The sequence below is a fragment of the Rhizobium sp. BR 250 genome (assembly GCF_047445855.1).
Classification (GTDB): domain Bacteria; phylum Pseudomonadota; class Alphaproteobacteria; order Rhizobiales; family Rhizobiaceae; genus Agrobacterium; species Agrobacterium tumefaciens_I.
This window is the reverse complement of sequence record NZ_JARWKW010000004.1, coordinates 397,510-419,270: the sequence shown is the minus strand read 5'-3', so window position 1 is coordinate 419,270 and position 21,761 is coordinate 397,510. Positions and strand designations below refer to the sequence as shown.

Below are 21,761 nucleotides of genomic sequence, written 5' to 3'. Positions count from 1 at the left end.
ATGAATGCTGAAATGCCGCTTCCTCCCGTGCAAAAGGCGCTGCAAATCAATCTCCATCCCTTCGATGCTCCGCATGCGGCCCTGACCCTGCCGCATCAGCTCAGGGTCTGGGGCGGGCAGGTGGACCGCATTCTCCTGACGGTCGATACCGGCCAGGTCGGGGCCGGCCGTTACAAGGGCAATGGTTTCGATTCTGCCCGTCAGCGCCTCTTCGACATGCTGGACGAAATGCAGACCAACTATCCGCATCTGCATGTGGATATCGTCGATTACAGCGATGCGGCGCGGGCTGCGGTGACGCAGACCTTCTTTTCGCGCTCGCCGATCCCCTATCCCGCCAAGGCTTTCGACGGCGGGCCATTCCACGTCTATTTTTATGGGCTGAAACGCGCCAATGCCCGTTATGTGCTGCACATGGACAGCGACATGATGTTCGGCGGCGGCAGCCAGAACTGGTTCAGCGAGGCGATTGCGCTGCAGAAGGCCAATCCGGATGCGCTGTGCATCACGCCCTTTTCCGGGCCGCCGACAGTGCGCGGCGATCTCGATATTTCCCGTCATGTCGGCATGCCGGGCGTGAAGAATATCCCCGCGCCGCGCAAGCTGCCGTCGCGTATTCCCACCTGGCGTTTCGCCACCGTTTCCACCCGGCTTTTCATGATCGACATGGAACGTTTCGCCAAGCGGATCGGCTCGCTGGAACTGCTCAGGCCGGATGTCAAACGGCGCATCCGCTCCTATGCCTATAACCAGCAGCCGGTCTCCATGCCCGCCGAGGAGGTGCTGAGCACCAACATGATGCGCACCGGCGTTTACCGGCTCGATTTTCTCGGCACGGGCAAGGGCATGTATTCGCTGCACCCGCCCTATCGTTCGCCGGAATTTTATGCCGCGCTTGCCTCCATCGTCGAGCGCATCGAGAAGGGCGATATTCCCGAAGGCCAGCTCGGCGATTTCGATATCAACGGATCGATGGTGGACTGGACAAGCGCGCTGGCGGCCAAGACGCGCTCCAAACGTTACGCGAAGGCGCTGCGCCATCTGATTTCGGCCAATGTCGGGCGTTTTAATAAGGCTTGAGGGTGCTTCACCTGTCCCGATGCCGGGGGCGCCTCAATAGTCGGTGATGAGCTTGCTCCAGCTTTCCGAGCACAGCCCGCCAATATAGATATCGCCGGCCAGCGCCTTTTCCCTCAGGGCTTCATCACGGGTGGCCATGCAGAAATATCCGTCATGGCGGAAGCTCATGTGGTTCTGGCGGTATAGCGCATTTATCAGAAACGGCTGCGACATGCCGGTAATGTGGGCATAGTTCTCGTCATCGAAATGGCAGAACAGGGTGTTGAGGACATCGTTTTCGCGACCGGCATCGCAGGCGAGATTGAGCACATAGGCGGTTCGTCCCGGCTGGCCGAAAAACAGCGCAGCCCCCATGATGTGGCCTTCGGCATTCTCGATTGCGAGGCTCTTCAGTTCACCAAGGCTGTCATTGGTTCTGCTCATCTCGATCAGCCAGTGAAACTCCTCGTAAGACCATTCCGGGCGAATGGAAAAACGCTCGATCATCGTGAGCGCCTGGCGGCGGAAGGTTTCGAAATCCACCGTTCTTACCCTGGCGCCGGCGACTTCCTGCGGTCTCAGGCCCTTTTTCCACCGTCGCAGGATTCCATCTACAAATCCGAGCGCGGCGAGCGCGAGCGTGGTTTTGGCCAGTTTGGAACGGCGCGGCATGCGCAGTGCGATGGTGCAGAAGGGCTTGAGCGCCTTGTGCCATTGCAGGCTTTCGATCGGCAACATGTTGCCGCCGGTCGCCACCCAGTGATCGGCGCTGACGGGTGAAGCCGTGTCCGAGAACAACATGTCGTGTTTTGAGGCCCGCATGCCGCGGGACAGGCGCGCCGCGCCGAGCGCGCCGCGTTTGCCGTCCGATGCGAAGGCGCAGAGCAGCCTTGCGGTCAGCGTTTTTTCATTCGCGATGAAGCGCATGGGCACGGCGAGAATGACGCTGGTGACGTCGTTTTCCCCCGCATCATAGACAACGCTGCCGTTTTCCGGACTGAAGGCGGGGCTGCCGAAAAACAGTTTTTCGATATAGGAGCGGAAATCGAAGTTCCGTTCGTGCCCGGTCTTCTTGAAAGCGCTGTTGAGCACGGCTTCGACAGCCGGGACGTCGTCCCTGCGCATGGGACGGACACCGGACACACCGATTTGAACCGGGCGTTGTGTCAAGTGACCGCTGTCGCCATCGTTCATATGGGTGTGTATCGGAACGTCCACCGTCGGCCCCCACCTTTTTGCGCATTGACAAAATCAACCATAGGCAGCGTATATTTCAATGTCTTAATATAGATATAAAACCCGTAATCCGGTTGGGTATGAAATATCCGATAAAAGATAAATATGCTTTATATCAGTGTGTTAATTGAAGGTCACGGCACTATTTGAGGTTAACAAAATATATTTAAGTAAGCAACCGATGGATGAAATATGGGGCATTTTTTGTAGGCATTTTTTGGGGTTTTGAAGCTTGACCGCTAAAAGCGGCCGCGTTGTCCTTTGTCTCCGGGTTCCGATTTCCCGAGGAAAATCGCACAATCGCCGCGCTATTTCCCCGTGCATCATGGATAACCAAAAATAGGATTTGCGCGGGATATTCGCATTGTCGAATATACGAAGCACGCGTTTCAATGCGGGCGGCTTCTCTCCCTATACTCGCGCTCCTCACGTGCTGCTCTTCGGTTTTCTGGAAACGATATTCTTTCTCAGCACCGGTTTTGTCTGGTTCTTCCTTGTCGTTGCGGTGATGGGCCTGCATCTGCAGGCGAATGCCAGCCTCGTGGAAGACGAGGCGGAGCGGGATGCGGGCCGGGCCGGCGGCGATGCGGGCATGGCCGCAAAACCCGTGCGGCCGCAGGTTTCCCCGGCCGCTTGCAGTTTTTTTGCCCGGCACCATTGACCTCAACTATAGTTGAGGAATTATCAGGGAATGGAACACTGTTGAAGGACGTTCCATGAGCGATAAAACACTTTCCATCCGCATCATATTTGGCAGTGCCCGTAATCCGCGTTTCTGCGATGTCATCGGCAAATGGCTGCTTGGGCGGCTCGAGGCCCTGCCGGGGCTGGAGCTTGCGGTCATCGACCCGCGCGAACTCGATCTGCCGCAGGGCCACACGCCTGAACGCGCTTCGGTGCGCCAGCTTCGTAAAAGTCTTAATGACGCCGATGCATTCATCGTCGTCACCCCGGAATATAACCGCAGTTATCCCGGTGCGCTGAAGGTGCTGATCGATTCCGCCTATGACGAATGGGGCGCAAAACCGGTGGCTTTCGTGTCCTATGGCGGGATTTCGGGAGGCCTGCGGGCCACCGAGCAGCTTCGTCCGGTCTTTGCCGAACTGCATGCGGTGACGATCCGCGATGTCGTCAGCTTCGCCAATCCCTGGGACCGTCTCGATACAGCGGGGCAGTTCGATGCCGGAGCGGCGGCGGCGGGGGCGCTGGAAACGATGATGAACAAGCTCGGCTGGTGGGCGCATGCGCTCAAGCAGGCGCGGTCCGCAACGCCTTACAGGGAGGCGTGAGCATGACCGACAAATCCCCGGCGTTGAAAATCACGCTGCTGTTCGTTGCCACGCTCACCATCATGGCCGGCACCACGGTCGCGCCGTCGCTGCCGGCCATCGAGCAGACGTTCCTGTCCACACCGCATGTGGAGATCATGAGCCGCATGGTGCTGACGCTGCCTTCGGTTTTCGTGGCCCTGTGTGCGCCCCTTGCCGGCATGCTGGCGGATCGTTTTGGCCGCAAGCGGCTGCTGCTCGGCGCGATCCTGTTTTACAGCCTTTCCGGCATGTCCGGTCTTTTTGCCGACACTCTGGCCGGCCTGCTCGTCGGCCGTGCCTTTCTGGGGCTGGCGATCGGTGCGATCATGACGATCGGCACGGCGCTGGTGGGCGATTATTTCGAGGGGCCGGTGCGGGAGCGCTATCTCGGCCTGCAACAGGCTTTTACCCAGATCGGCGGTGTCGTTTTTGTCGTGGCGGGTGGTTTGCTGGCGGATCTGCACTGGCGCGCGCCCTTCGCGGTCTATGCCGCCGCCCTGCTTATTCTGCCGGCTGCCCTGCTGTTCTTGACGGAGCCGGCAAGGAACGACAGCCGAAGCAAAGCCGGCGGCGAACAGGCCTTTGCGGTCAACTGGCTTCTGGTGGCTGTGCTGGCGCTGGCGGTATTTCTCGTCAACGCCCTGTTTTACACCATTCCCTCGCAATTGCCGTTTTTCCTGCGCGAGCGTGGACTGTTTTCCGGCAGCATCGCCGGATATGCCATCGGCATTTTCAACCTGGCGGGGGCATTGGCGGCGCTCAACTTTGGGCGATTGCGGGCGAGGGCCGGTGTGACGGCCATCATCGCCGCCGGGCTGGTGCTCATGGCGACCGGCTTTGCGCTGCTTGCCATGGCTGGCGGGCTTTGGTCCATGCTGTCGGCACTTGCGGTGGTGGGCCTTGGTCTCGGCCTGGTGATGCCGGGTATCATGTCCACGACCATCATGCTGGCGCCGCTGCGGTTGCGCGGGCGTATCGCCGGCATCGTCACCGCTTCGATGTTTCTCGGGCATTTCATCTCGCCGCTGGCAAGCCAGCCCTGGATTGCCCGGTTTGGTTTCTCTACCGCCTATCGCGATATCGCCGTGATATTCGCCGTCATGGCGGGCGTTGCGATGATTTCCGCAGTCACGCAGCGATGGCTCGTCGTGCGAAAACGGCGGCGTTTCGCCCCGGGGGAATGACATGAACAAAACGCCATCCGCTTGCCGGCGGCCAGATGGCGAGGAAAATGCAAATGATTCTACAGTCATTTGCATTTTCAATTTTTGCGCGTGCCAGCGTGTGAGGAAATGTTAAGGTTTTTAACTATAATCATTTTATGGAACAGCAAATTGGAGCCATGAACCGGCTCAATATGCGGCCTGGCGCCTCGGCTTGCTGATGGGGTCGCCACGCCACGAAGGGAACGGCCTGTCCTTGTTTGAAGGGCAGGTGTCTTTCTTCGGCGCTTGCATGACGCAATGTGGCAGGGCCGATGAAGCGGCTGGCGAAGCCTTGATGATCGGGGTGTTCGACGTGCGATGATCAGTCTTGCCGAACACCTCCGGCACGGGGAAGGAGCGGTATTTTCATTGACCTGAGGTTTTTCCGTGTCCTTCCTTCAAAATGCCAGCATCCGCACCAAAATCCTGTCGCTTATCCTGCCGCTCTGCATCGTCGGCCTTGGCGCCACCGCTTTCATGTCCATCCATTACAAGCAGGCGGATACGGACTATTCGTTTTTTATCGCCAGCGATAATGCCGCTATCGTGGAACTGTCCCGGGCAAACCGCAACCTGCAGGCCATGGCCTACGGTGCCTATCAGGTCATGGCTTATGACACCAAGATTCCCGACTTCAAGATCGTCAAGCACGAATATGAAACAGACAAGGAAGCGCTGATATCGCGCCTGAACCAGGTCAAGATCGTTTTTCCGGAGGAAGCTGCGGCGCTGGACAACCTGTTGAGCCAGGCCAAGGGCATTATCGCTTTGACCGACAGGGCGGTGGAACTCGGTTCGAACGACCGCAATCCGGAATCCGCTGCGGAACTGCTGAAGGCCGATACGGTGATCCGTTCGACCGGGAATGAAATCGCTGCCCTGCTCGACAAGCTTGCCAAGCGTGTGATCGAGGGAAGTGACGATCTGACGGATCAGACCAATTCGACCATTCTGACCTCCCTGGTGGTCGTCGGAGGCGCTTTCGCAATCGGCATCATCCTGGCGCTTTTTGTGGCGTCCCGCGGCATCACCACGCCGATCGCCCGCCTGCGCGAACGCATGGTGTCGCTCGCCGGCGGCGAGACGGCGGCGGAAATCGACGGCACGGGGCGCCGTGACGAAGTGGGCCAGATGGCGAAAGCCGTTCAGGTCTTCCGCGAAAATGCCATCGAGCGCATTCGCCTCGAACAGGAAACCGAGGCCAATCGCAGCCTCTCGGAAAAAGACCGCATCGAGCGCGAGCAGCAGAAGACAAGGGAAGCGGCCGATGTCAAATTCGCCGTCGACAATCTCGCAGCCGGTCTCTCGAAGCTTTCGGAAGGCGACGTTTCCTATCGCATCGGCCAGCCGTTCACGGCGACGCTCGATGCCGTCCGCAACGATTTCAACATGTCCGCCGAAAAGCTGCAGGCGGCATTGACGAGGGTTGCCCAGAATGCCGGCGGCATCGGCGCGGGCGCGGATGAGATCAAGTCTGCCGCCGACGATCTGGCCAAGCGCACCGAGCAGCAGGCTGCCGCGGTGGAGGAAACCGCCGCCGCTCTGGAGGAAATCACCACGACCGTGCGCGATTCCACCAAGCGCGCGCAGGAGGCGGGCCTGATCGTCAGCCGTGCCAAGGCCGGTGCCGAGCAATCCGGCGCCGTGGTGCGCCGTGCCGTGGTCGCCATGGAGCAGATCTCCAAATCTGCCAATGAAATCAGTAACATCATCGGCGTGATCGACGAGATCGCCTTCCAGACCAATCTTCTGGCGCTGAACGCCGGTGTGGAAGCGGCGCGTGCGGGTGAGGCCGGCAAGGGTTTTGCCGTGGTGGCGCAGGAGGTGCGTGAACTGGCGCAACGCTCCGCCAATGCCGCCAAGGAGATCAAGGCACTGATCACCACCTCGAACGATCAGGTGCAGCAGGGCGTGCAGCTGGTGGGCGACACCGGCAAGGCGCTGGAGACCATCGTCTCGGAAGTGCAGGAGATCAACCGGCACGTCGTTTCGATCGTGGAGGCCGCACAGGAACAATCCTCCGGCCTGCAGCAGATCAACACGGCCGTCAACCAGATGGACCAGGACACGCAGAAAAACGCGGCCATGGTGGAAGAGACCAATGCCGCAAGCCACAGCCTTGCCAAGGAAGTGGCGTCGCTCAACCAGCTGCTCTCCCAGTTCAGGCTCGCCGATGGTGCCCAGCAGCCGAAAAGCCAGCCTGCTCCGGTCCGCAGCGCCGGCGGCAGCGACAAATATGTGGCCTCTCCCGTCCGCGCTCTCGGCCGCAAGATAGCCTCGGCCTTTTCGGGCAACGCCGCCGTCGATACATCGAAGGGCGACTGGCAGGAGTTTTAAGCGACGGGCTCGCGCTCAAACACTGCCCCTGAGGGGATGGGCACAGACGAAACCGGCGGGCATCCGCCGCCGGTTACCTGAAAAATGCCGCGCAGGGAGGTCTTGCGCGGCATGAGCGATGCCGGGGATGGCCGGACAGGCCGCGCCTGTATGATCTGGCGTTTACCGGCCCTGGATGGCGCGGATAAAAGCCGGGCTCTTATTGGCGAAATCGGCATAGGTGATTTTTTTGCTTGCGATGGCGTTGAACAGCCGCGAGCAGAAGGTCATGGCGACATTGCTGTTCGGGCTGACATTCATGGTTTTCGCCAGGACAATTCTTGCATCGGCAGGATTGTTTCTGGTTTCTTTATAGCAGCTATTGATGACATCGCGCTTTGCCGCGGGGCTGCCGCTGATGACTTCCTGTCCGCGATTGAAGTCGGCCTCCGTCATGCAGCCTGAAAGAATGAAGACGGAAACGAACATGGCCATTTGGGCTTTGAATGTCATGAAATGAATTTTCCTGTTTATGCTGCGAAGCAGTGCGGGTGAAAAGGATATCTTGAAAATTTGACTGCGGGTTCCGTTACGCCGGGATCCGGTTGTTACAACAATATCGCCGGTCGTCAATGCGATGAAGACGCCATGGCCGAACGGGCCACCGCGCGGGGTGGGCGGAAGGTTCATCGGCGCGTGCCTTGCGGAATTCACCGGTACCATCGTGGAATTCGAACCCGGATGCCGGATCCCTTCGGGATCAATCGGTTCTTGCGGACGGCGACTGGCGCACTTCGTCCGCTATCCACTTCCTGACGCACTTCACCTTAGGATCGTCATCACTTCCGATGCGGTAGGCGAGATCATAGCCCATTTCCACCTCAAGCCGATCATCCGGGAACAGCGCGACCAGCCGCCCGGCGGCAAGGTCTTCCGAAACGAGAACGCTGCGTCCCAGGGCAACCCCTTCGCCCCGGATTGCCGCCTCGATGGACATGCTCCCGTGGCTGTAGCCGGCTCCGCGCCTGGAGGGCATCGCCAGGCCCATCATCTCGAACCACCTGTGCCAGTCCGCCGTCATTCCAACCTCATGGATAAGGCGGCAGGACATCAGGTCGCCGGGCGTCGTTATGCCGCCGGCTTCGGCAAGATATCTGGGCGCGCAGACCGGCGAAACGGTCTCGTTCATGACCCGCTCTGACGCCATGCCGGAATATCGCCCGTTTCCGTATCGCAAGACGACATCGGCCTGTGATTTCGAAAGGTCGATCTCCACGTCCGTCACCTCGAGGTGGACGTCATATTCGGGATGGCGGGCCATCAGCCGATGAAGGCGCGGGGTCAGCCACTTGCTGGCGAACGAAACGCCGGAACTGATGACCAGCCGCCCTGTCTCGCTCCTGCGGCGGATGATATCGACTTCGCGCCCCAGATCCGAAAGCAGCCGGGTCACTGCCGCGAAGAAGGCCGATCCCTCCTCGGTAAATTCGAGCCTCCTGGTAAGCCGCCGGAAAAGGGGAGTGCCGAGATGGTCCTCCAGGGCGCGGATCTGCCGGCTGATCGCCCCATGGGTGACGTGAAGCTCCTCGGCCGCGCGTGTCATGCTCAGGCGCCTGCCCACGGCTTCGAAGGCCCGCAAGTTCTGTAGTGGTGGCAATCTGTCAGTCATTTGGTCGATCATGTGTGACTTTGGATCACGCATCATGTGACGATAAATGGTTTGTCCGCAAGGGCTCATCTCGCCTACATGTGAGGAAGACGATGTATATCTCACCGAGATGCCCAGATGACAGACACACCCCAGGCTCCTGCGCTTTCCGCCCGGCAACCCGTCGACACCCGGAACCTCTCTGCAATGCTGCTGCTGGCGCTGATGTGGGGGCTTTCGATCCCGGTGACCAAGCTGGGTCTGGTGCCGATGCCGCCCTTGACGCTGACTGCCTTCCGGTTTGCCGTTGCCGTTCCGATCTTGCTTGCCCTCGCGGTCGGGAAGGCCGGCCTGCCGTGGAAAGCCGTTCCGGCCGTTGCCATGCTCGGTATCATCGGCATCGGTGTAGGGCAGGTGGCGCAGACATATGGGGTAACGGGAACATCTGCTTCGGTTGGAACAATACTCTCCGCAACGATCCCTTTATTCATCGTGCTGTTTGCAGCGATACGGCTTCGTCAGAGCGTCTCCCCGCGGCAACTCGCAGGCGTGGGCGCGGCATTCGCCGGGATCATCGTCGTGGCGAATGCCGGAGGTTCTGCCGGATCGACGACCACCTTCTACGGTCCCGCTTTCATGCTGCTTTCGGCGCTGGCCGTTGCCTTCTATTATGTCTGGAGCGTGGAGTTGACGGCCAGATACGGAACCGTCGTGGTTGTCGTATGGAGTACCACTTTCGGTTTCCTGGCATTGCTGCCTTTCGCGGGCTTCGAGGCATACAACACGCCGTTCGAGATCACCGCGACGGCCCTGGGCGCCGCAATCTACCTCGGTGTCGTCGTTACGGTGGCTGGCCTCTTTCTGTGGTTGGACATATTGAAGCGTGTTCCGGCGCCCGTGGCGGCGAGCGTACAATATCTGCAGCCGGTTTTCGGCATCATCGCATCATCGCTCATCTTCGGCGACAGCATGGGCACCCTCTTTGCGGTCGGCGTCGTCCTTATCCTCGGAGGGCTGGCCCTGGCCATCCGCCAACCCCGGCCGGTTTGAAATTGCGTGGCACGGTGGGATGAACGCTTCTTTGAGACGCGGGATTTCGGGCGAAAACCGCACACATTTTTCGCCATTCCACTCTGGAAACCTCAAATCCGATCAGTCATCGCATGGAAGCCGAGAGCGTAGTCACGGCCCTTCACCTCAATGCAGCCGAGCGGAAAACGTAAAGAAGCGTCGAGGAAATAACGCAGGAGAGAACTCGAGGCTGGGCTGACGACAGAGAAGTCTTGGAAAATATGGCGCACCCGACAGGATTCGAACCTGTGACCTTTGGAATCGGAATTGGAAGAATTAGGTTATAAGTATTTGATTTTAAATATTGAGAAATGTGCATGTACTGCGGCTGCGCTACTTGAACTGCTCGATCTGCTCGTTCTGACATCGCTCGGCAGTAAGCTTGCCTTGGTTTGCCTACCGGCATCATCGGCCCGCTTTTTCGCCAGTCCTCGCCCATTCACTCTCTATCAAAGAAGTCCTCATCCATTTTCTTGATTATAAGGGTCTCCTCAATCCGGCACCCGATGTTGTATCGGCTCATTAGCCGCGTCAGATGCTCGCCGTCGATCAGCACAATCCGCTTGCTTAGGTAATCTGCCGTTTCTCGGGCGCTGGCTGTAAAGGTCGAGGTAGTGACGAACAGGCCCTTCGTGGCCTTATGCCTGTCGAGGCTGCCGAAAAAGTCGCGGATCGCACTTGGCCCCACTGTATTGCTCGCAGCATATCGCTTGGCCTGGATATACACACGATCAAGCCCAAGAGCATCTTGGTCAATCACGCCGTCTACTCCATCGTCTCCGCTGCGACCCAAGGCACGGCCTGCTTCAGCTGCTGAACCGCCATAGCCCATGGCCAAAAGTAGGTTCACGATCAGCCGCTCGAAGAAGCCTGATGGCGCGGCGCGCACCCGCTCCAGCAAATCCTGCTGAAGTGCCGCCTCGATCTGCAGATGCGCTGCTCGCATGATCTCATCGGGCGTCTGACCTGCGAGATCATCCGTGCTAAGTGACGGTCGGTCTTCCGGCGGCGGTGCTGCCCGAGCGGTGAATTGCCGGAATTCCTCAAATCGCCCCAAGAAGCGATTGTCAATCCGTTCAGGGGCAGCAGCTAGCACGTCGCTTCCGCGCGCGGTGATCCGGAAATGACCGCGCCGTGTATTTTCAACCAGTCCGGCTTTGGCAAGATAGGTCTTGGCCCAATGTACGCGATTGGCAAATAACGTCTGGCCACCAGACGGCAACAAGGTGGCGCGAGCGGCTTCGCTCAAGGCAAGATCAACCGCCAGCGTCTGCACAACAGCACCGATGCGGACCTCTCCGCTTTGAGCCGTCTTCAGAACCGGCAGCATCAGGCTTTGATAATCAGGGATGGCCGCGGCGGGATCAGTTAAGGTCACGCTGGTACCTCTGCGGAAGTCACTGCATCTTGCGGTCGAGGAATGTCGTCGTCGTTCTGCTGTAACGTTCTTTCTTGGTTTAGTTGGAACAAGCGGGCGAGAATTTCATCGTCAGTCATCTTACCAGCTCTGAAGTCACCGCCCCAGCCATAGGCGTCGGCAACAGCTTCATCGAGCTTGAGATGCGCTTGGTCGAGCCAAGCGGGGGGCTCATTATAGAGATTGGTAAGGGTGCGCTTTGCCAGTTCCTTCGCGGCGTCCTCGTCTACTGGTAGAATTCGGTCAGGATAGTTAGGCACGACCTCAGGCTCGTATCGCACAAGGCCGGGCGGATTGAGCCAGTTTTCGCGTAGTTCGTTCAACCGCGCGGAAGCGGTGGCGATGGCCATTGCGCGAGGATCGTTGGCTAGTTCAGTGGCTTCAACGTCGGGCGTCAGGCCCTCGGGGAAGGGGAAGGTGAGAAAGGTTCTCGTGGCGTTATAACGACCTTGGTTCCCAACGCCCATTTGGTTGCCGTGGGCCCTCGCCCAGACCATATGTATACGGGAGCTGAGCACTCCAAAGACAAGATCATCGTCTCGACATACGGCAAACAGGCTCCCGCTGAATACGTAGTCGCGCGGGATAAACCTAAATAGGAGGTGTTCACTCGTTTCTGGGACGGCAATAATCCGCTTGAATTTCGCGGCCGCACTTCTCAATTTGGGGCGTGGGCGCTGCATCAGCCAAAATTTTTCGAGTCGCTCTACCTCAGTCGCCTTGCCTACCTCGCGGGTTTGGCGATGCGCGGAAACCTCATTTTTCACCCACTGAAATGGCTTCTCAAACAGAATCGCGTCGTCTAGATCACTATATTTCGTGAAATCGAGAACCCAAGCATCACAATCGCGCATCGTAACGTCATCGTTTCCGGCAAACCGCCGGACTACCTCAGAATTTGACTTGCCGTTGGGGTTAGTCGGTGCCTTCAGCAGAGATCTCGCAAGTGCGCCATCAATCTCGAACGGGCCGTTCAGCTTCACGCCCTGGAAAGCCACGTTCCGATTTTCGGAGATTGGCTTAGCTTGGCTAATATCCAAGCCGCTCGTGAGATCAGGGTTGATGTGCCCAGACGGCTTACCGTCAAGTTCAAACTGGCTAGGCGAACGACTGACGCAAACAATCGCAACGCGAACATCAGCACCATCTACGACCCATGGCTCATTTCTCGATGCGCTAAAAATGCGAAAATCGGTTTGCGTAACGAGCGCCGTAAGGGGCTTGTTGCTGGTGCCTTTGCCGACTGATTTTGTTGCAATGAGTCCGACCGCAGCCAATCGCTCACCTTCGGCCAGCGAGCGCACCTTAGCGAACCAATAACTCACCAAATCAGCCGACGCAGGCACCTCGCCTTTGTAAGCGGCATAGAGTCTGTCAACGTATTCATCCCCGAGCCCTTTCAAAGCCAGCTTCTTCTTTGTGGCTGGCCGCCCTTTGCGATGAAACTTGGACCCGAGAAACGGCGGATTACCAACTACGACATCTGCTTCTGGCCACTCGGCCTGTGAGCCATCCTCTGCCAGAACTGCATCCCGGCATTCAATATTGCCAAGGCTCCGCAAAATCGGATTACGCGCGGCATTGAAACCATTGCGCCGCATCCACTGGATCTCGCCGACCCATACCGACACGCGAGCCAGTTCCGCCGCATAAGGATTGAGTTCCATCCCCAGCACGTTTTCCGGGCCGACCAACGGTGTAAAACGGCCAAGACCCAACGTTTCTGCGTCGAGATTGGCCCGATGCTCGATATCCTTCAGCGTAAGAAGTGACAGATATAGAAAGTTTCCCGAGCCACACGCGGGGTCGAGAACACGGAAATTGCGAAGCCGTTCGATGAACTTTGCATGAAGCTCCTTGGCGGCCCGGAAGGCTGCTTCTTCGGCGCGGCGAGCGGCCATATGCACTTTGCGCGCCTCGGCTTGGGTAGCCGGAACTCGGGCCTTGGCTTCGGCCAGTTTGTCCATTTGTTTCTGGATTGCCGCCTTTGCCTCTGCCCATTCGTGTTGCAATGGCGCGACAATTACCGGGCGGACGATCTGCATGATCTTGTCACGATCGGTGTAGTGCGCGCCAAGTTGGCTTCGCTTGTCTGGGTCGAGCCCGCGTTCAAACAGAGTGCCGAGAATAGAGGGGTCGACCTCGGACCAATCGAGACGGGCCGCTGCCAGCAAATTTTTGACGTCAGCTTCTTCCAGCGGCAAGGAACCGTCATCATCGAACAGACCACCGTTGAACCATTCCACGCGCTCAAAGCCGACCATGCCGCCTGACCTCATGGCAGCAAACAAGGTTTGGGCATGGCCAGAAAATTGGCTGGCATCGCTGCGGCTCGCCTCCAACATGCGCATAAACATGTTGTTCGGCAGCAGGCCAACGTCCTCAGCGAACATGCAGAAGACGAGCCGATTGATGAAATGCGCAACCTGATGGGCTTCGTTGCCCCGGTCGCGAAGCCGTTGGGCGAGGGTCGCGAACTCTCGAGCCGCTTCCTCGGTCAGTGCTTGGCGAGTCTTAGTTGGGCGCAGCTGCTCGGGGTCTTCAAAGCATGCGCGCAGAAGATCGCGCTTCGCTGCGTCGGCGAGGTCTTCCAGAGCGATTTCGTGCACCTGCTGAACCGTGTTTGTCCAGTTTGTGTGAACGCGAATGCGCTCCATGTCGGAGACGATCAGAAGGGGTGGGCTCTCCAGTGCGATAGAATAGCGCAGCAGTTGGTCGAACGCTCTGTCTAGATTTGCGGCGCGCCCTTTGTATTCCCAGGCGAAGCAGCCCTTACGCCAGACGTCGGCCCAACCTTCGCCCCCGCTTGTTTTACTCGCGCCTTTTTCGAAGGTGAACCATTCACCCTTCGGGTCGGCTGTGATCGGGTCGTCGACGCCTAACAGGCCACACAGATCGTTAAAATGACTTTGGGAGGCTGTGCGCTCCTTGAGTTCAACGCTACGCCACTTGGCGAGGAATTCCTGCGGGTTCATACGATCCTCAATAAATGCATTATTCACTACGCCCTAGCTGCCGGCGCTCGTTTCGATTATTTGCGACGTCGCACATCATCGGCATCTCCTGCGCTGTAATCAGTAGATGCGCGACTGGCTTCGAAGGCATTCAATTGCGGACTTGATGGCATCGTCTTGCGGCTGAAGCGTGCCCCATTCTGTCCAAAAGTCGCGGGTTGCGCTATCAGGCGGGATTTTCGGAGTATCCAATTTGATCCGAGTCGGTAGGAGAACCGCGTCGCCTAGGAGCAATGCCTCCCCGGTATCGAGAAGGGGTAGGGTACTCGTCAGGCCAGCAAGGGAGTCTGGCATGAGGCGCTTAATTACACCTTGATCGGTTTCATTGGTTAGTCTCAGCGCCAGGAAATTATTACATTGACTGAGAATTGTTCTGCTAACGTCGGAGGGGCGCTGGCTGACCACCAAAAGCGAGAAGCCATATTTCCGACCTTCCTTTGCGATGCGCTCGAATGCTCCTAGAGCTTGACGCTGTACAGCATCAGCGTCATCCCGAACTGGAAGATAAAGATGCGCTTCGTCACACAAGAGCGTAACTGGCGTGCGCGTCTTTGCATTCATCCAAAATTGGACATCATAAAGAAGGCGAGCCAGTGTTCCCGTAACGACCGGGAGTACGTCCGACGGCACCTCGGAAAAGTCGATGATCTTGATACCTGAGCCACTGTTTGAAGTGAGCAGCTTTAGGACCTGACCGGCCAGCCAATCGTAAGCCATTGCTTCTGGAGGCGGCGTGAACATGAAGCCATAACGACGATCATCGAGCTTTGCCTCTAGGCGAGCCAAGAAACGCGTAAGCTTGTCTTCCCAGTCCCCTTTAACCGCCGCGCCGTTCTTGCCAACCCCTTTTGTCGTATTGTCAATCTCCAGCAGTTCAACGAGCTTTCGCGCTGCATAGGGAATCGGCGAATCAACCGTAAACGTCTTCTTGACTGTTTCCCGCTTTTCAAGATCAAGGGTTTTCCCTTTAAGTGTCCGGACGTGAAGGGTGAAGCGGGATGCTTGGTTGGGCGCGTTCTGATCGCTGCGATCGAGAATCATCGAAAGCATCTCATCGCGATTCAGAAGCCAATAGGGCAGAAAAAGAACGTCGTCTGCTGGTTCTTCCAAGTCTCCGGGGCCAGCAATGCGAAACCGTTGGGCAAACCCTCCGCCCGCTTTGTCGGCGAGCGGCGCATATTCTCCATGCATATCGAAGACGATGATGTTCGGGTACTTCAGCTTTGCGGCGCGCTCCAAAATTAGTGCAACAGCCCAACTTTTCCCCGACCCCGTACTCCCAAGTACAGCCGCGTGTCGCTGAAAAAACTTATCTCCACTCGCAATTGCATCAGCCGACCGATCAGCGACGAAAGTACCGAGCTTCAAGCGTTCATCGGGCGACAAATCTGCACCAAGGAGGCCCATGAAACGCTGAAGGTTCACTCCTTCTATGACGAAGCAATCTCGATCAATCTGAGGAAAGCTGTCGGCTCCTCGCTTGAAGACATTCGATTTCGCGCCTTCTACGGTACGAAACGTTCCTATCAGCACTGCCTGAATTAAATCGGTTGGTACCGTAGCTAGAAATGCCCCTTCCTCGACGCCGTCATCGATCTCAGGAAGCTCGTCCCGTACGCTTCGAGTCACCCGTTCAGTTAGCGCTATGAGATATTCCCGTTCCGTTGCACCCCTGATGGCGATGAGTTGACCGATACCAATGCGGGTGAGGAGCACCGAATTGGTGACATCAATGGCAACTCGGCTGGTGTCAACGGAAGCGACGCGACCGATTTTATCGTCTTCGGCAAATTGGAGAGCGGCTTCGATCATGGTTCAAGCACCTCAGAAATAAAGACACCGAGATCCCAAAGGGCAAGGTTCGGTATGAAAGTTTCAGCTTTGTCGACAAAAACCGACGAACCATTCGTCCCTGAAACAGAGCCGTGTTGGATGGCAATGACATTGGTATTTTCGCGCGCCAGCTTCAGAGCATTGTCCGAGAGTGAATGTGTGAGGAGAAGAGTGGGGATGCCACCCCTAATGCGCGGCGTCAGATGTGTTTCAAGATGGTCGTCGTTGAAACCGTATCCCAACACCAGAAAACGGCTAGCTTTGTCAATTGCGCCGTTCGCCCGTTCACGATGTCGGTCGAACGGGCTCTCGTATCCATTGCGGAACTTGTTCAGGCCCGGCGTGATGATTAGCCGAGGCAACGGCAGGTCGCCAGCGTAGCTGACTGGCTTGCCATCGCGGTGATACCAGTCGAGACTTCCGTGTGGCTTGAAGACGTTGACCCTTTCCCGATAGCGATACTGGACGCTCTTTCCCTTCAGCGTCACCTCTCGGCAAAAGCCAAGGCGGCTTTCCTGCTCGTTCAAATGACCCGCAAATTGGCCGACAAATAGCGTATCCACACCTAGACCTGCCTCCTCGGAGGCAATCTCAATCAGCCGGTCATAGTTGGTCGTGATGACTGGCACGCCCGTTGAGGGCTTTAGTAGATGACGCAGCAGTCTGCTGAAGCGAAGTGTGCGGGTCTTTTGGAAGACGTTGGTCACGATTTGACGTTCGTGCTGAGCGATGAGCTCGGCGGTCTTTGTAACAATCAATGCTTCAAGTGTCGCGCTTGGTGGCTTCGATAGCAGGGCAGCCTCCAGCCCACTCACTGCGATGAGCGGCGTCAGCTCCATCCACAAGGCTTTGTCCTCATCCGAAAGTCCTGCCTCGAAGGACTCCTTAAGATGCTTGGCCAATGCTCCCATACCGGGTAGTCCCTCGGCGCATGAGAGTCCTGAGCCGACAATTGTCACGAGACCATCGGTGAAATGGCGTTGAAGCAATAGCTTTAGATCATGAATTTCCAAAAACTTGGCCCGAGTCGAATCGATGTGCTCACTATGTCCGAGAGTCGTAAGCTCGGTGAAATTGGTTGACAATTCAAGGTAGAGCCAGCGTAAAAAAGCTTATTCGACAGGGTTACGCGCTAGTCAGATTTCGGCCGCTACTAGATGACTAAAAGCCGGTTGCTTGGACTATTCGAGGAGGGCACATGAGGAAAGTAATGGAAATCGACGGATTGGGAGTGATCCCAGCTTGCGTGGTCGAGTTTTTCGGTACGTTTTCCCGTTTTGAATTCGCGCTGTTGGCTGCTGGTTACATCGGTGGCGAAATCGGCGAGAATGCTTGGGCAAACTGGAACGGATTTGCTGCCGACCTTCATAAGTCGTTTTTCCCCCGAGTGGCGGGAGACGTTGCGACCGGCTTGCTGTTTCAGGAGCCGCCGCGCAAGCTGGTAAAGCGGACGGATGAGGATTGTGAGTTTATCGATTCCCTTGTGCCCACGGACGCGGCCACCTTGCTTCTATTGGTCAGGACAATTCGCAACAATCTGTTCCACGGTTCAAAAGTCTATTTTCGCCCGCGAGATGAGCAGTTGGTGACTGCCGGGACAAAGGTACTTAAGCACGCGCTGGACGCTGCCTCCCTGATACCACAGACAAATCGGGTATCATCCGCCTATGGGTATGCCGACTTGGGTTCGCCGTAACTTGATTCGGTTCACCGCTAGCCAGTTTCATGCTGCAAAAGACTTAGCTATCCTCGGTTTTGCTAGTGCTTTGGGGCGCTTTGCGGCGTTTGACCTCTTCTTCCATGCGCTCTTTTTGGATCGCCATGAGGCTGTAAGGCAACGGCAATGAAAGGAGCAGTCCCCAAGTTGTGAGGCCAAGCAACACGGCGTAAAACCACTTGAAGCCCTCTACTCCGCTATCCTTCATAATGATTGCGATCAAAACGCCAATGAGGATCAGCACGTAAATGGCAATCAGATTGGCATAATTTCCTATTCTTTTCTGAATATCCTTTGCGTGCTCATAGCCAATTCGCCAATGGCCCGAGAGGAGCATTGAAGGGTCACCGATGATCGACATCACGGCAACGAGAACGCCTGCCAGTATGGAGAAAACGCTGATAATCCCTTCGAGCGCGGTCATGGATGACATCAGCGCGCCCGGAAACAGTATAGCCACTGTGAAGGAGACGGCTGCGCTGGCTATGATGTACCATCCCCTTGAGCCGATCATTGATCGAAAACTCCCGCCTCCCGCCAATCTTTCATTGCCTTCCTGAGAACGATGAAGGCACTCGAAGGGTCAGAGGCGACTTCATCGCCATCGATTGTTACATCGGTTTTGATAATAAGCTTGTCATGCGTAATGACTGCGTCGTCCTTGGTTACAATTTTGAATTCAGAAGCATTCTCTTCCACGCCCTTAGCCAGCTCGCCCAGTAGTTCCGGGACGAGGTGAGTATTGCGGCGACCATCGTAGCCGAGATGGACACTAACCTCAATTTCGCTGGCGGCTTCTCTCTCCGCAGCACTTCGGTCTTGGGTCATGGCATTCTTCACAGCGTCGGCAGCAGCCACCAATGGAGCGAGCCAAATCGAATTTTTGTCCTTCTTGCCGAGCTGTTCAACAGTGGCTCCGAACGAGGTCAATCCCAAACCGATCGATTTGACGCCACGTTGAAGTAGGCGCATGAGCTGTACATGATTTGCCTTCGGCTCAAGTAAGAACTGCGTCGTACTGTCCGCGAATTTTCTCGCCTTGAAAAAGTGGTGGAACAATGCAGTTATCTGACCATCATTCGTATGACCGTCAGCGAGATAAGCAACATGATTGTTGCTTACCACTAGCATGATGCCAGTCTTCAAAAACTCCTCCCCGCGTGGCGGGTTTCGTTTCAGAACTTTTTCGCCACCATTTTCAATTGTCGCAGCTTTTCGCCCTTCGGAGAACAGGGTGAAATAAACTCCAGATCCACTGTCTGTTAGAGACCTGCTGGAAATCTGTACATCAATATCGCTGCGATATGCGAACTTGGTGCTTGCGACATCCGGGCACAATTCGAGCGCTTCCAAAACAAGCTTTTCAAGATTGTGCTTTTCCTCGCTGAGCCAGACAACGCGACGATAGTGGGCAACCTTACGCAATTACTTCCTCCATGATTTCTCGATACAATAAAATCATGATTCGCGGAAAAGGCGAGTGCTATTCCGTGCAGAGTATAGTTTTCCTTGCATCACCCGAGGCACGAATTTGCACAGGGAAGGGGCAAATTGCTAGCCCGCTATTCGTAGTTGCGGGGAACCTTGGAGGGTTCGGTACGATGGCTTGTAATGGGAATAATCACGCCGACAACTGCCAGTGCAATTTCGGAAAAGGTGGGCGCCGTACGGCCAGAAGTTTTGTCTGGAAAGAATGGAGGCCAAAATCCATGCGGGGCTATTTCACTGGCCCGAATGCGACTTGTCCAGAATGTCGCAAAGCCGTTTTCTATATTCCTTTTAAAGCTGGCGGAGGCGCATACTTCGACACGTTTGGCCCGCCGTGGCCAAAGCACCCTTGTACGAACAACCCGCCGCAATATTCGCCCTATACGATTTCGGGAAAGCCAAAATTGCGAAGTTTGCCTACGACTTTGGAGAAGGACGGCTGGTTCCCCTTCATTGCGCGAAATGTCGAGAGATTGGCCAGCGGAACTATTGTTCATGGCGTGGGGCTAGAAAATCCAACAACTTTCCATCTTGGCGCGCTGATCGATCTGATGATCGACGTGACGCGACCGATATTCGTTCGGCTACTGCCCGATAATCGAGCGCAGATGGATTTCTTTCCTATCGACCGAACCGAACCATCTAGCGTCGATGTGTTTCCTGACTGCCTGAATGATCTGGACCTCTTATTGCTTCGCACGCAAAAACAGTAGGCCGACATTATAAGCGGCACTGCTGGTTGCTCAGTTCCTCACCGCTGATGGGAGCCACAAACTGCGCAGTTTGTGGCACTTGGGCTCTTCGCTCATTTCGTAAGGTCCGCAACATCTCGTCTCGATATGCGTGCGGCTGATTACTGCACTTGAGGAACAACGTGACCGACAGATACGCCAAAGTAGACCCGTCGAAAATATCAGCAAGGGAATGGATACTCCGCGTCACTGCTCCGATTATCGGCGCTTGCGTAGTGATTGCGTGTTGGGCTCTCTACGTTGAGTTATCGGCCGTCCCTTCTTACATTTTGCCGGGGCCTGGTAGCGTCGCCACGGCGATTGCAAACGATTGGACCATATTGGGGCCGGCGCTTTGGGTGACCGCTCAAACGACTTTTGTGGCCTTGCTCCTGGCTGTGGCAGGAGGGGCGTGCGCGGCTGTGATATTGGAGCAATCTCGATGGATCGAGACGTTGTTATCACCGGTCATGGTGACATTGCAGGTGACGCCGATTGTCGCGATTGCACCGCTCATCCTTATCTACGCACCGACACCGTGGATTGCGCAGTTGATATGTGCGTTTCTTGTTACGTTCTTCCCGATAATGCTGAATACGCTGCAAGGCTTAAAGAGTGCCGACAGAAACCACGCCGACCTTATGAAAACCTATAGCGCGTCCCGTTGGCAGGCTCTCGTTTACCTGAAACTGCCGTCGGCGTTACCCAACTTCTTCGCGGGTCTCAAAATTGGAGGTGGGCTTGCGTTGGTGGCGGCGGTTGTCGGAGAGTTCGCGGCGGGGCAGGCCGGCAACAATGCCGGCTTGGCCTTTCGACTGCTGGAAGCGCAATATCGGTTGAATATGCCGCGCCTGTTTGCCTGCCTCATCCTGCTCGCCCTTCTCGGAGCGGCAATCTTTCGTCTCACCTCGATAATGTCCACGCTTGCTCTTCGTCGTTGGCATGAGAGCGAACAGAAATAGCCACTGCGAAGCCTCCAAAATCCAAACCTAATGAAACGCGCATTTTCTGACGTTTGCGCTCGGGATGGCGCTGACGCCTTGATCCTGCAGGGCAATTCCTCGCTTCAAGCTGACGCTCGCCCTTCCTGCTCATCGGCAACATAACGAACGGCACGGGAATGCTGGTTTTTGTGAGGTTCTGATGAAGCAAGCGCGCGTTTTGACAGATGCCGAATTCAAGCGGCTGCTGGCCGTGGTAGCGCAGATGAAGCATGCGGGGCGAAACAGGCTTGCGTTGATGCTGTCGCACCTCGCAGGGTTGCGCGTAGGTGAGATTGCGGCCCTGACGGTGCGCGATGTTCTCGACAGCGACGGGAAGGTTCGCGAGCAACTGCGGCTGCGGGCCGAGATCACCAAGGGCGGCCATGCCCGCGTGGTGTTTTTAAATGAGAAGCTACGCCGGGAGATCGACCGCCATCGAACGGACTGGTCCGAAAATCGGGGTGCCGATGTACCGCTACTGTTGACGCAGAAGCGCACGGCGTTTTCCGCAAACACCCTCTGCCAGTTGATGGGGCAATTATATAAGAGCGCCGGTCTCGATGGCGCGACCTCGCACAGCGGTCGCCGTTGGTTCATCACACGACTTGCGCATTCCGGCGTCAGCCCCAAAGTCATCATGACGCTGGCGGGGCACCGAAACCTGACGACCACGCAACGCTACATCGATGTCCGTGACGAAATGATGAAAGCAGCGGTCGATTTGCTTTGACCG

Annotated in this window: 18 protein-coding genes and 1 pseudogene; 10 read left to right on the top strand and 9 right to left on the bottom strand. The window is 56.8% G+C overall.

Going from position 1 to position 21,761, the window contains the following annotated elements:
- The gene (uppG, locus tag QD336_RS09365; RefSeq protein WP_499170372.1) at positions 1-1,080 is read left to right on the top strand and encodes a polysaccharide biosynthesis glycosyltransferase UppG; all 1,080 of its coding nucleotides are present in this window, start codon (positions 1-3) and stop codon (positions 1,078-1,080) included.
- Positions 1,081-1,113: 33 nt separating this feature from the next.
- On the opposite strand, the gene QD336_RS09360 is transcribed toward uppG, so the two are convergent.
- Positions 1,114-2,184 carry a GNAT family N-acetyltransferase gene (locus tag QD336_RS09360; RefSeq protein WP_499170357.1) on the bottom strand — a complete coding sequence of 357 codons (1,071 nt, stop codon included), beginning with the start codon at positions 2,182-2,184 and terminating at the stop codon, positions 1,114-1,116.
- 538 nt (positions 2,185-2,722) lie between these two features.
- Here QD336_RS09360 and QD336_RS09355 point away from each other — a divergent pair.
- From QD336_RS09355 to QD336_RS09340, 4 genes and pseudogenes are all read left to right on the top strand, one after another.
- Positions 2,723-2,956, top strand: a pseudogene (locus QD336_RS09355) (Wzy-type polysaccharide biosynthesis protein UppW); the annotation flags it as partial.
- A gap of 55 nt (positions 2,957-3,011) precedes the next feature.
- Positions 3,012-3,584: an NADPH-dependent FMN reductase gene (locus QD336_RS09350; RefSeq protein ID WP_499170356.1), complete on the top strand. Its 573-nt coding sequence runs from the start codon at positions 3,012-3,014 to the stop codon at positions 3,582-3,584.
- Positions 3,585-3,586: 2 nt separating this feature from the next.
- Positions 3,587-4,789 carry an MFS transporter gene (locus tag QD336_RS09345; RefSeq protein ID WP_499170355.1) on the top strand — a complete coding sequence of 401 codons (1,203 nt, stop codon included), beginning with the start codon at positions 3,587-3,589 and terminating at the stop codon, positions 4,787-4,789.
- A gap of 408 nt (positions 4,790-5,197) precedes the next feature.
- The gene (locus tag QD336_RS09340) at positions 5,198-7,147 is read left to right on the top strand and encodes a methyl-accepting chemotaxis protein (RefSeq protein WP_499170354.1); all 1,950 of its coding nucleotides are present in this window, start codon (positions 5,198-5,200) and stop codon (positions 7,145-7,147) included.
- 162 nt (positions 7,148-7,309) lie between these two features.
- Here the strand turns inward: QD336_RS09340 and QD336_RS09335 are convergent, their stop codons facing one another.
- Positions 7,310-7,759: a hypothetical protein gene (locus tag QD336_RS09335; RefSeq protein WP_499170353.1), complete on the bottom strand. Its 450-nt coding sequence runs from the start codon at positions 7,757-7,759 to the stop codon at positions 7,310-7,312.
- A gap of 127 nt (positions 7,760-7,886) precedes the next feature.
- Complete coding sequence (gene gcvA, locus QD336_RS09330; protein WP_499170351.1) at positions 7,887-8,795, bottom strand: transcriptional regulator GcvA; 909 nt, start codon at positions 8,793-8,795, stop codon at positions 7,887-7,889.
- Positions 8,796-8,912: 117 nt separating this feature from the next.
- Between gcvA and QD336_RS09325 the strand changes: the two genes are divergently transcribed.
- On the top strand, positions 8,913-9,824 hold the full coding sequence (locus QD336_RS09325; RefSeq protein WP_499170350.1) for a DMT family transporter: 912 nt from the start codon (positions 8,913-8,915) through the stop codon (positions 9,822-9,824).
- A 460-nt stretch (positions 9,825-10,284) separates the two neighbouring features.
- Here the strand turns inward: QD336_RS09325 and QD336_RS09320 are convergent, their stop codons facing one another.
- The 4 genes from QD336_RS09320 to QD336_RS09305 form a co-directional block, all read right to left on the bottom strand.
- Complete coding sequence (locus QD336_RS09320; RefSeq protein ID WP_204814830.1) at positions 10,285-11,223, bottom strand: restriction endonuclease; 939 nt, start codon at positions 11,221-11,223, stop codon at positions 10,285-10,287.
- Positions 11,220-14,237, bottom strand: coding sequence for a class I SAM-dependent DNA methyltransferase (locus tag QD336_RS09315; RefSeq protein WP_142911820.1), 3,018 nt, complete (start codon positions 14,235-14,237; stop codon positions 11,220-11,222). The genes QD336_RS09320 and QD336_RS09315 overlap by 4 nt, the downstream gene beginning before the upstream one ends.
- A gap of 99 nt (positions 14,238-14,336) precedes the next feature.
- A complete protein-coding gene (locus tag QD336_RS09310; protein ID WP_142911819.1) occupies positions 14,337-16,088 on the bottom strand; it encodes an ATP-binding protein in 1,752 nt (583 codons plus the stop codon).
- Positions 16,085-17,020: an SIR2 family protein gene (locus QD336_RS09305; RefSeq protein ID WP_499170347.1), complete on the bottom strand. Its 936-nt coding sequence runs from the start codon at positions 17,018-17,020 to the stop codon at positions 16,085-16,087. Before QD336_RS09305 ends, QD336_RS09310 begins: the two co-directional genes overlap by 4 nt.
- A 287-nt stretch (positions 17,021-17,307) precedes the next feature.
- On the opposite strand from QD336_RS09305, the gene QD336_RS09300 reads away from it, so the two are divergent.
- Positions 17,308-17,805, top strand: a complete 498-nt coding sequence (locus QD336_RS09300; RefSeq protein ID WP_499170346.1) for a hypothetical protein — start codon at positions 17,308-17,310, stop codon at positions 17,803-17,805.
- Positions 17,806-17,848: 43 nt separating this feature from the next.
- Here QD336_RS09300 and QD336_RS09295 read toward each other — a convergent pair whose 3' ends face one another.
- Together QD336_RS09295 and QD336_RS09290 are read right to left on the bottom strand one after the other, a co-directional pair.
- Complete coding sequence (locus tag QD336_RS09295; RefSeq protein ID WP_499170345.1) at positions 17,849-18,340, bottom strand: hypothetical protein; 492 nt, start codon at positions 18,338-18,340, stop codon at positions 17,849-17,851.
- The gene (locus QD336_RS09290; protein ID WP_142911815.1) at positions 18,337-19,251 is read right to left on the bottom strand and encodes a hypothetical protein; all 915 of its coding nucleotides are present in this window, start codon (positions 19,249-19,251) and stop codon (positions 18,337-18,339) included. The genes QD336_RS09295 and QD336_RS09290 overlap by 4 nt, the downstream gene beginning before the upstream one ends.
- Before the next feature lie 284 nt (positions 19,252-19,535).
- On the opposite strand from QD336_RS09290, the gene QD336_RS09285 reads away from it, so the two are divergent.
- The 3 genes from QD336_RS09285 to QD336_RS09275 all read left to right on the top strand — a co-directional run bounded on the left by QD336_RS09285 (position 19,536) and on the right by QD336_RS09275 (position 21,758).
- Complete coding sequence (locus QD336_RS09285; RefSeq protein WP_142911814.1) at positions 19,536-20,027, top strand: hypothetical protein; 492 nt, start codon at positions 19,536-19,538, stop codon at positions 20,025-20,027.
- Between the two features lie 161 nt (positions 20,028-20,188).
- Positions 20,189-21,007: an ABC transporter permease gene (locus tag QD336_RS09280; protein ID WP_373692755.1), complete on the top strand. Its 819-nt coding sequence runs from the start codon at positions 20,189-20,191 to the stop codon at positions 21,005-21,007.
- Positions 21,008-21,188: 181 nt separating this feature from the next.
- Positions 21,189-21,758 (top strand): tyrosine-type recombinase/integrase, encoded by a 570-nt coding sequence (locus QD336_RS09275; RefSeq protein ID WP_142911812.1) that lies wholly within the window; start codon positions 21,189-21,191, stop codon positions 21,756-21,758.
- Positions 21,759-21,761: the final 3 nt, after the last annotated feature.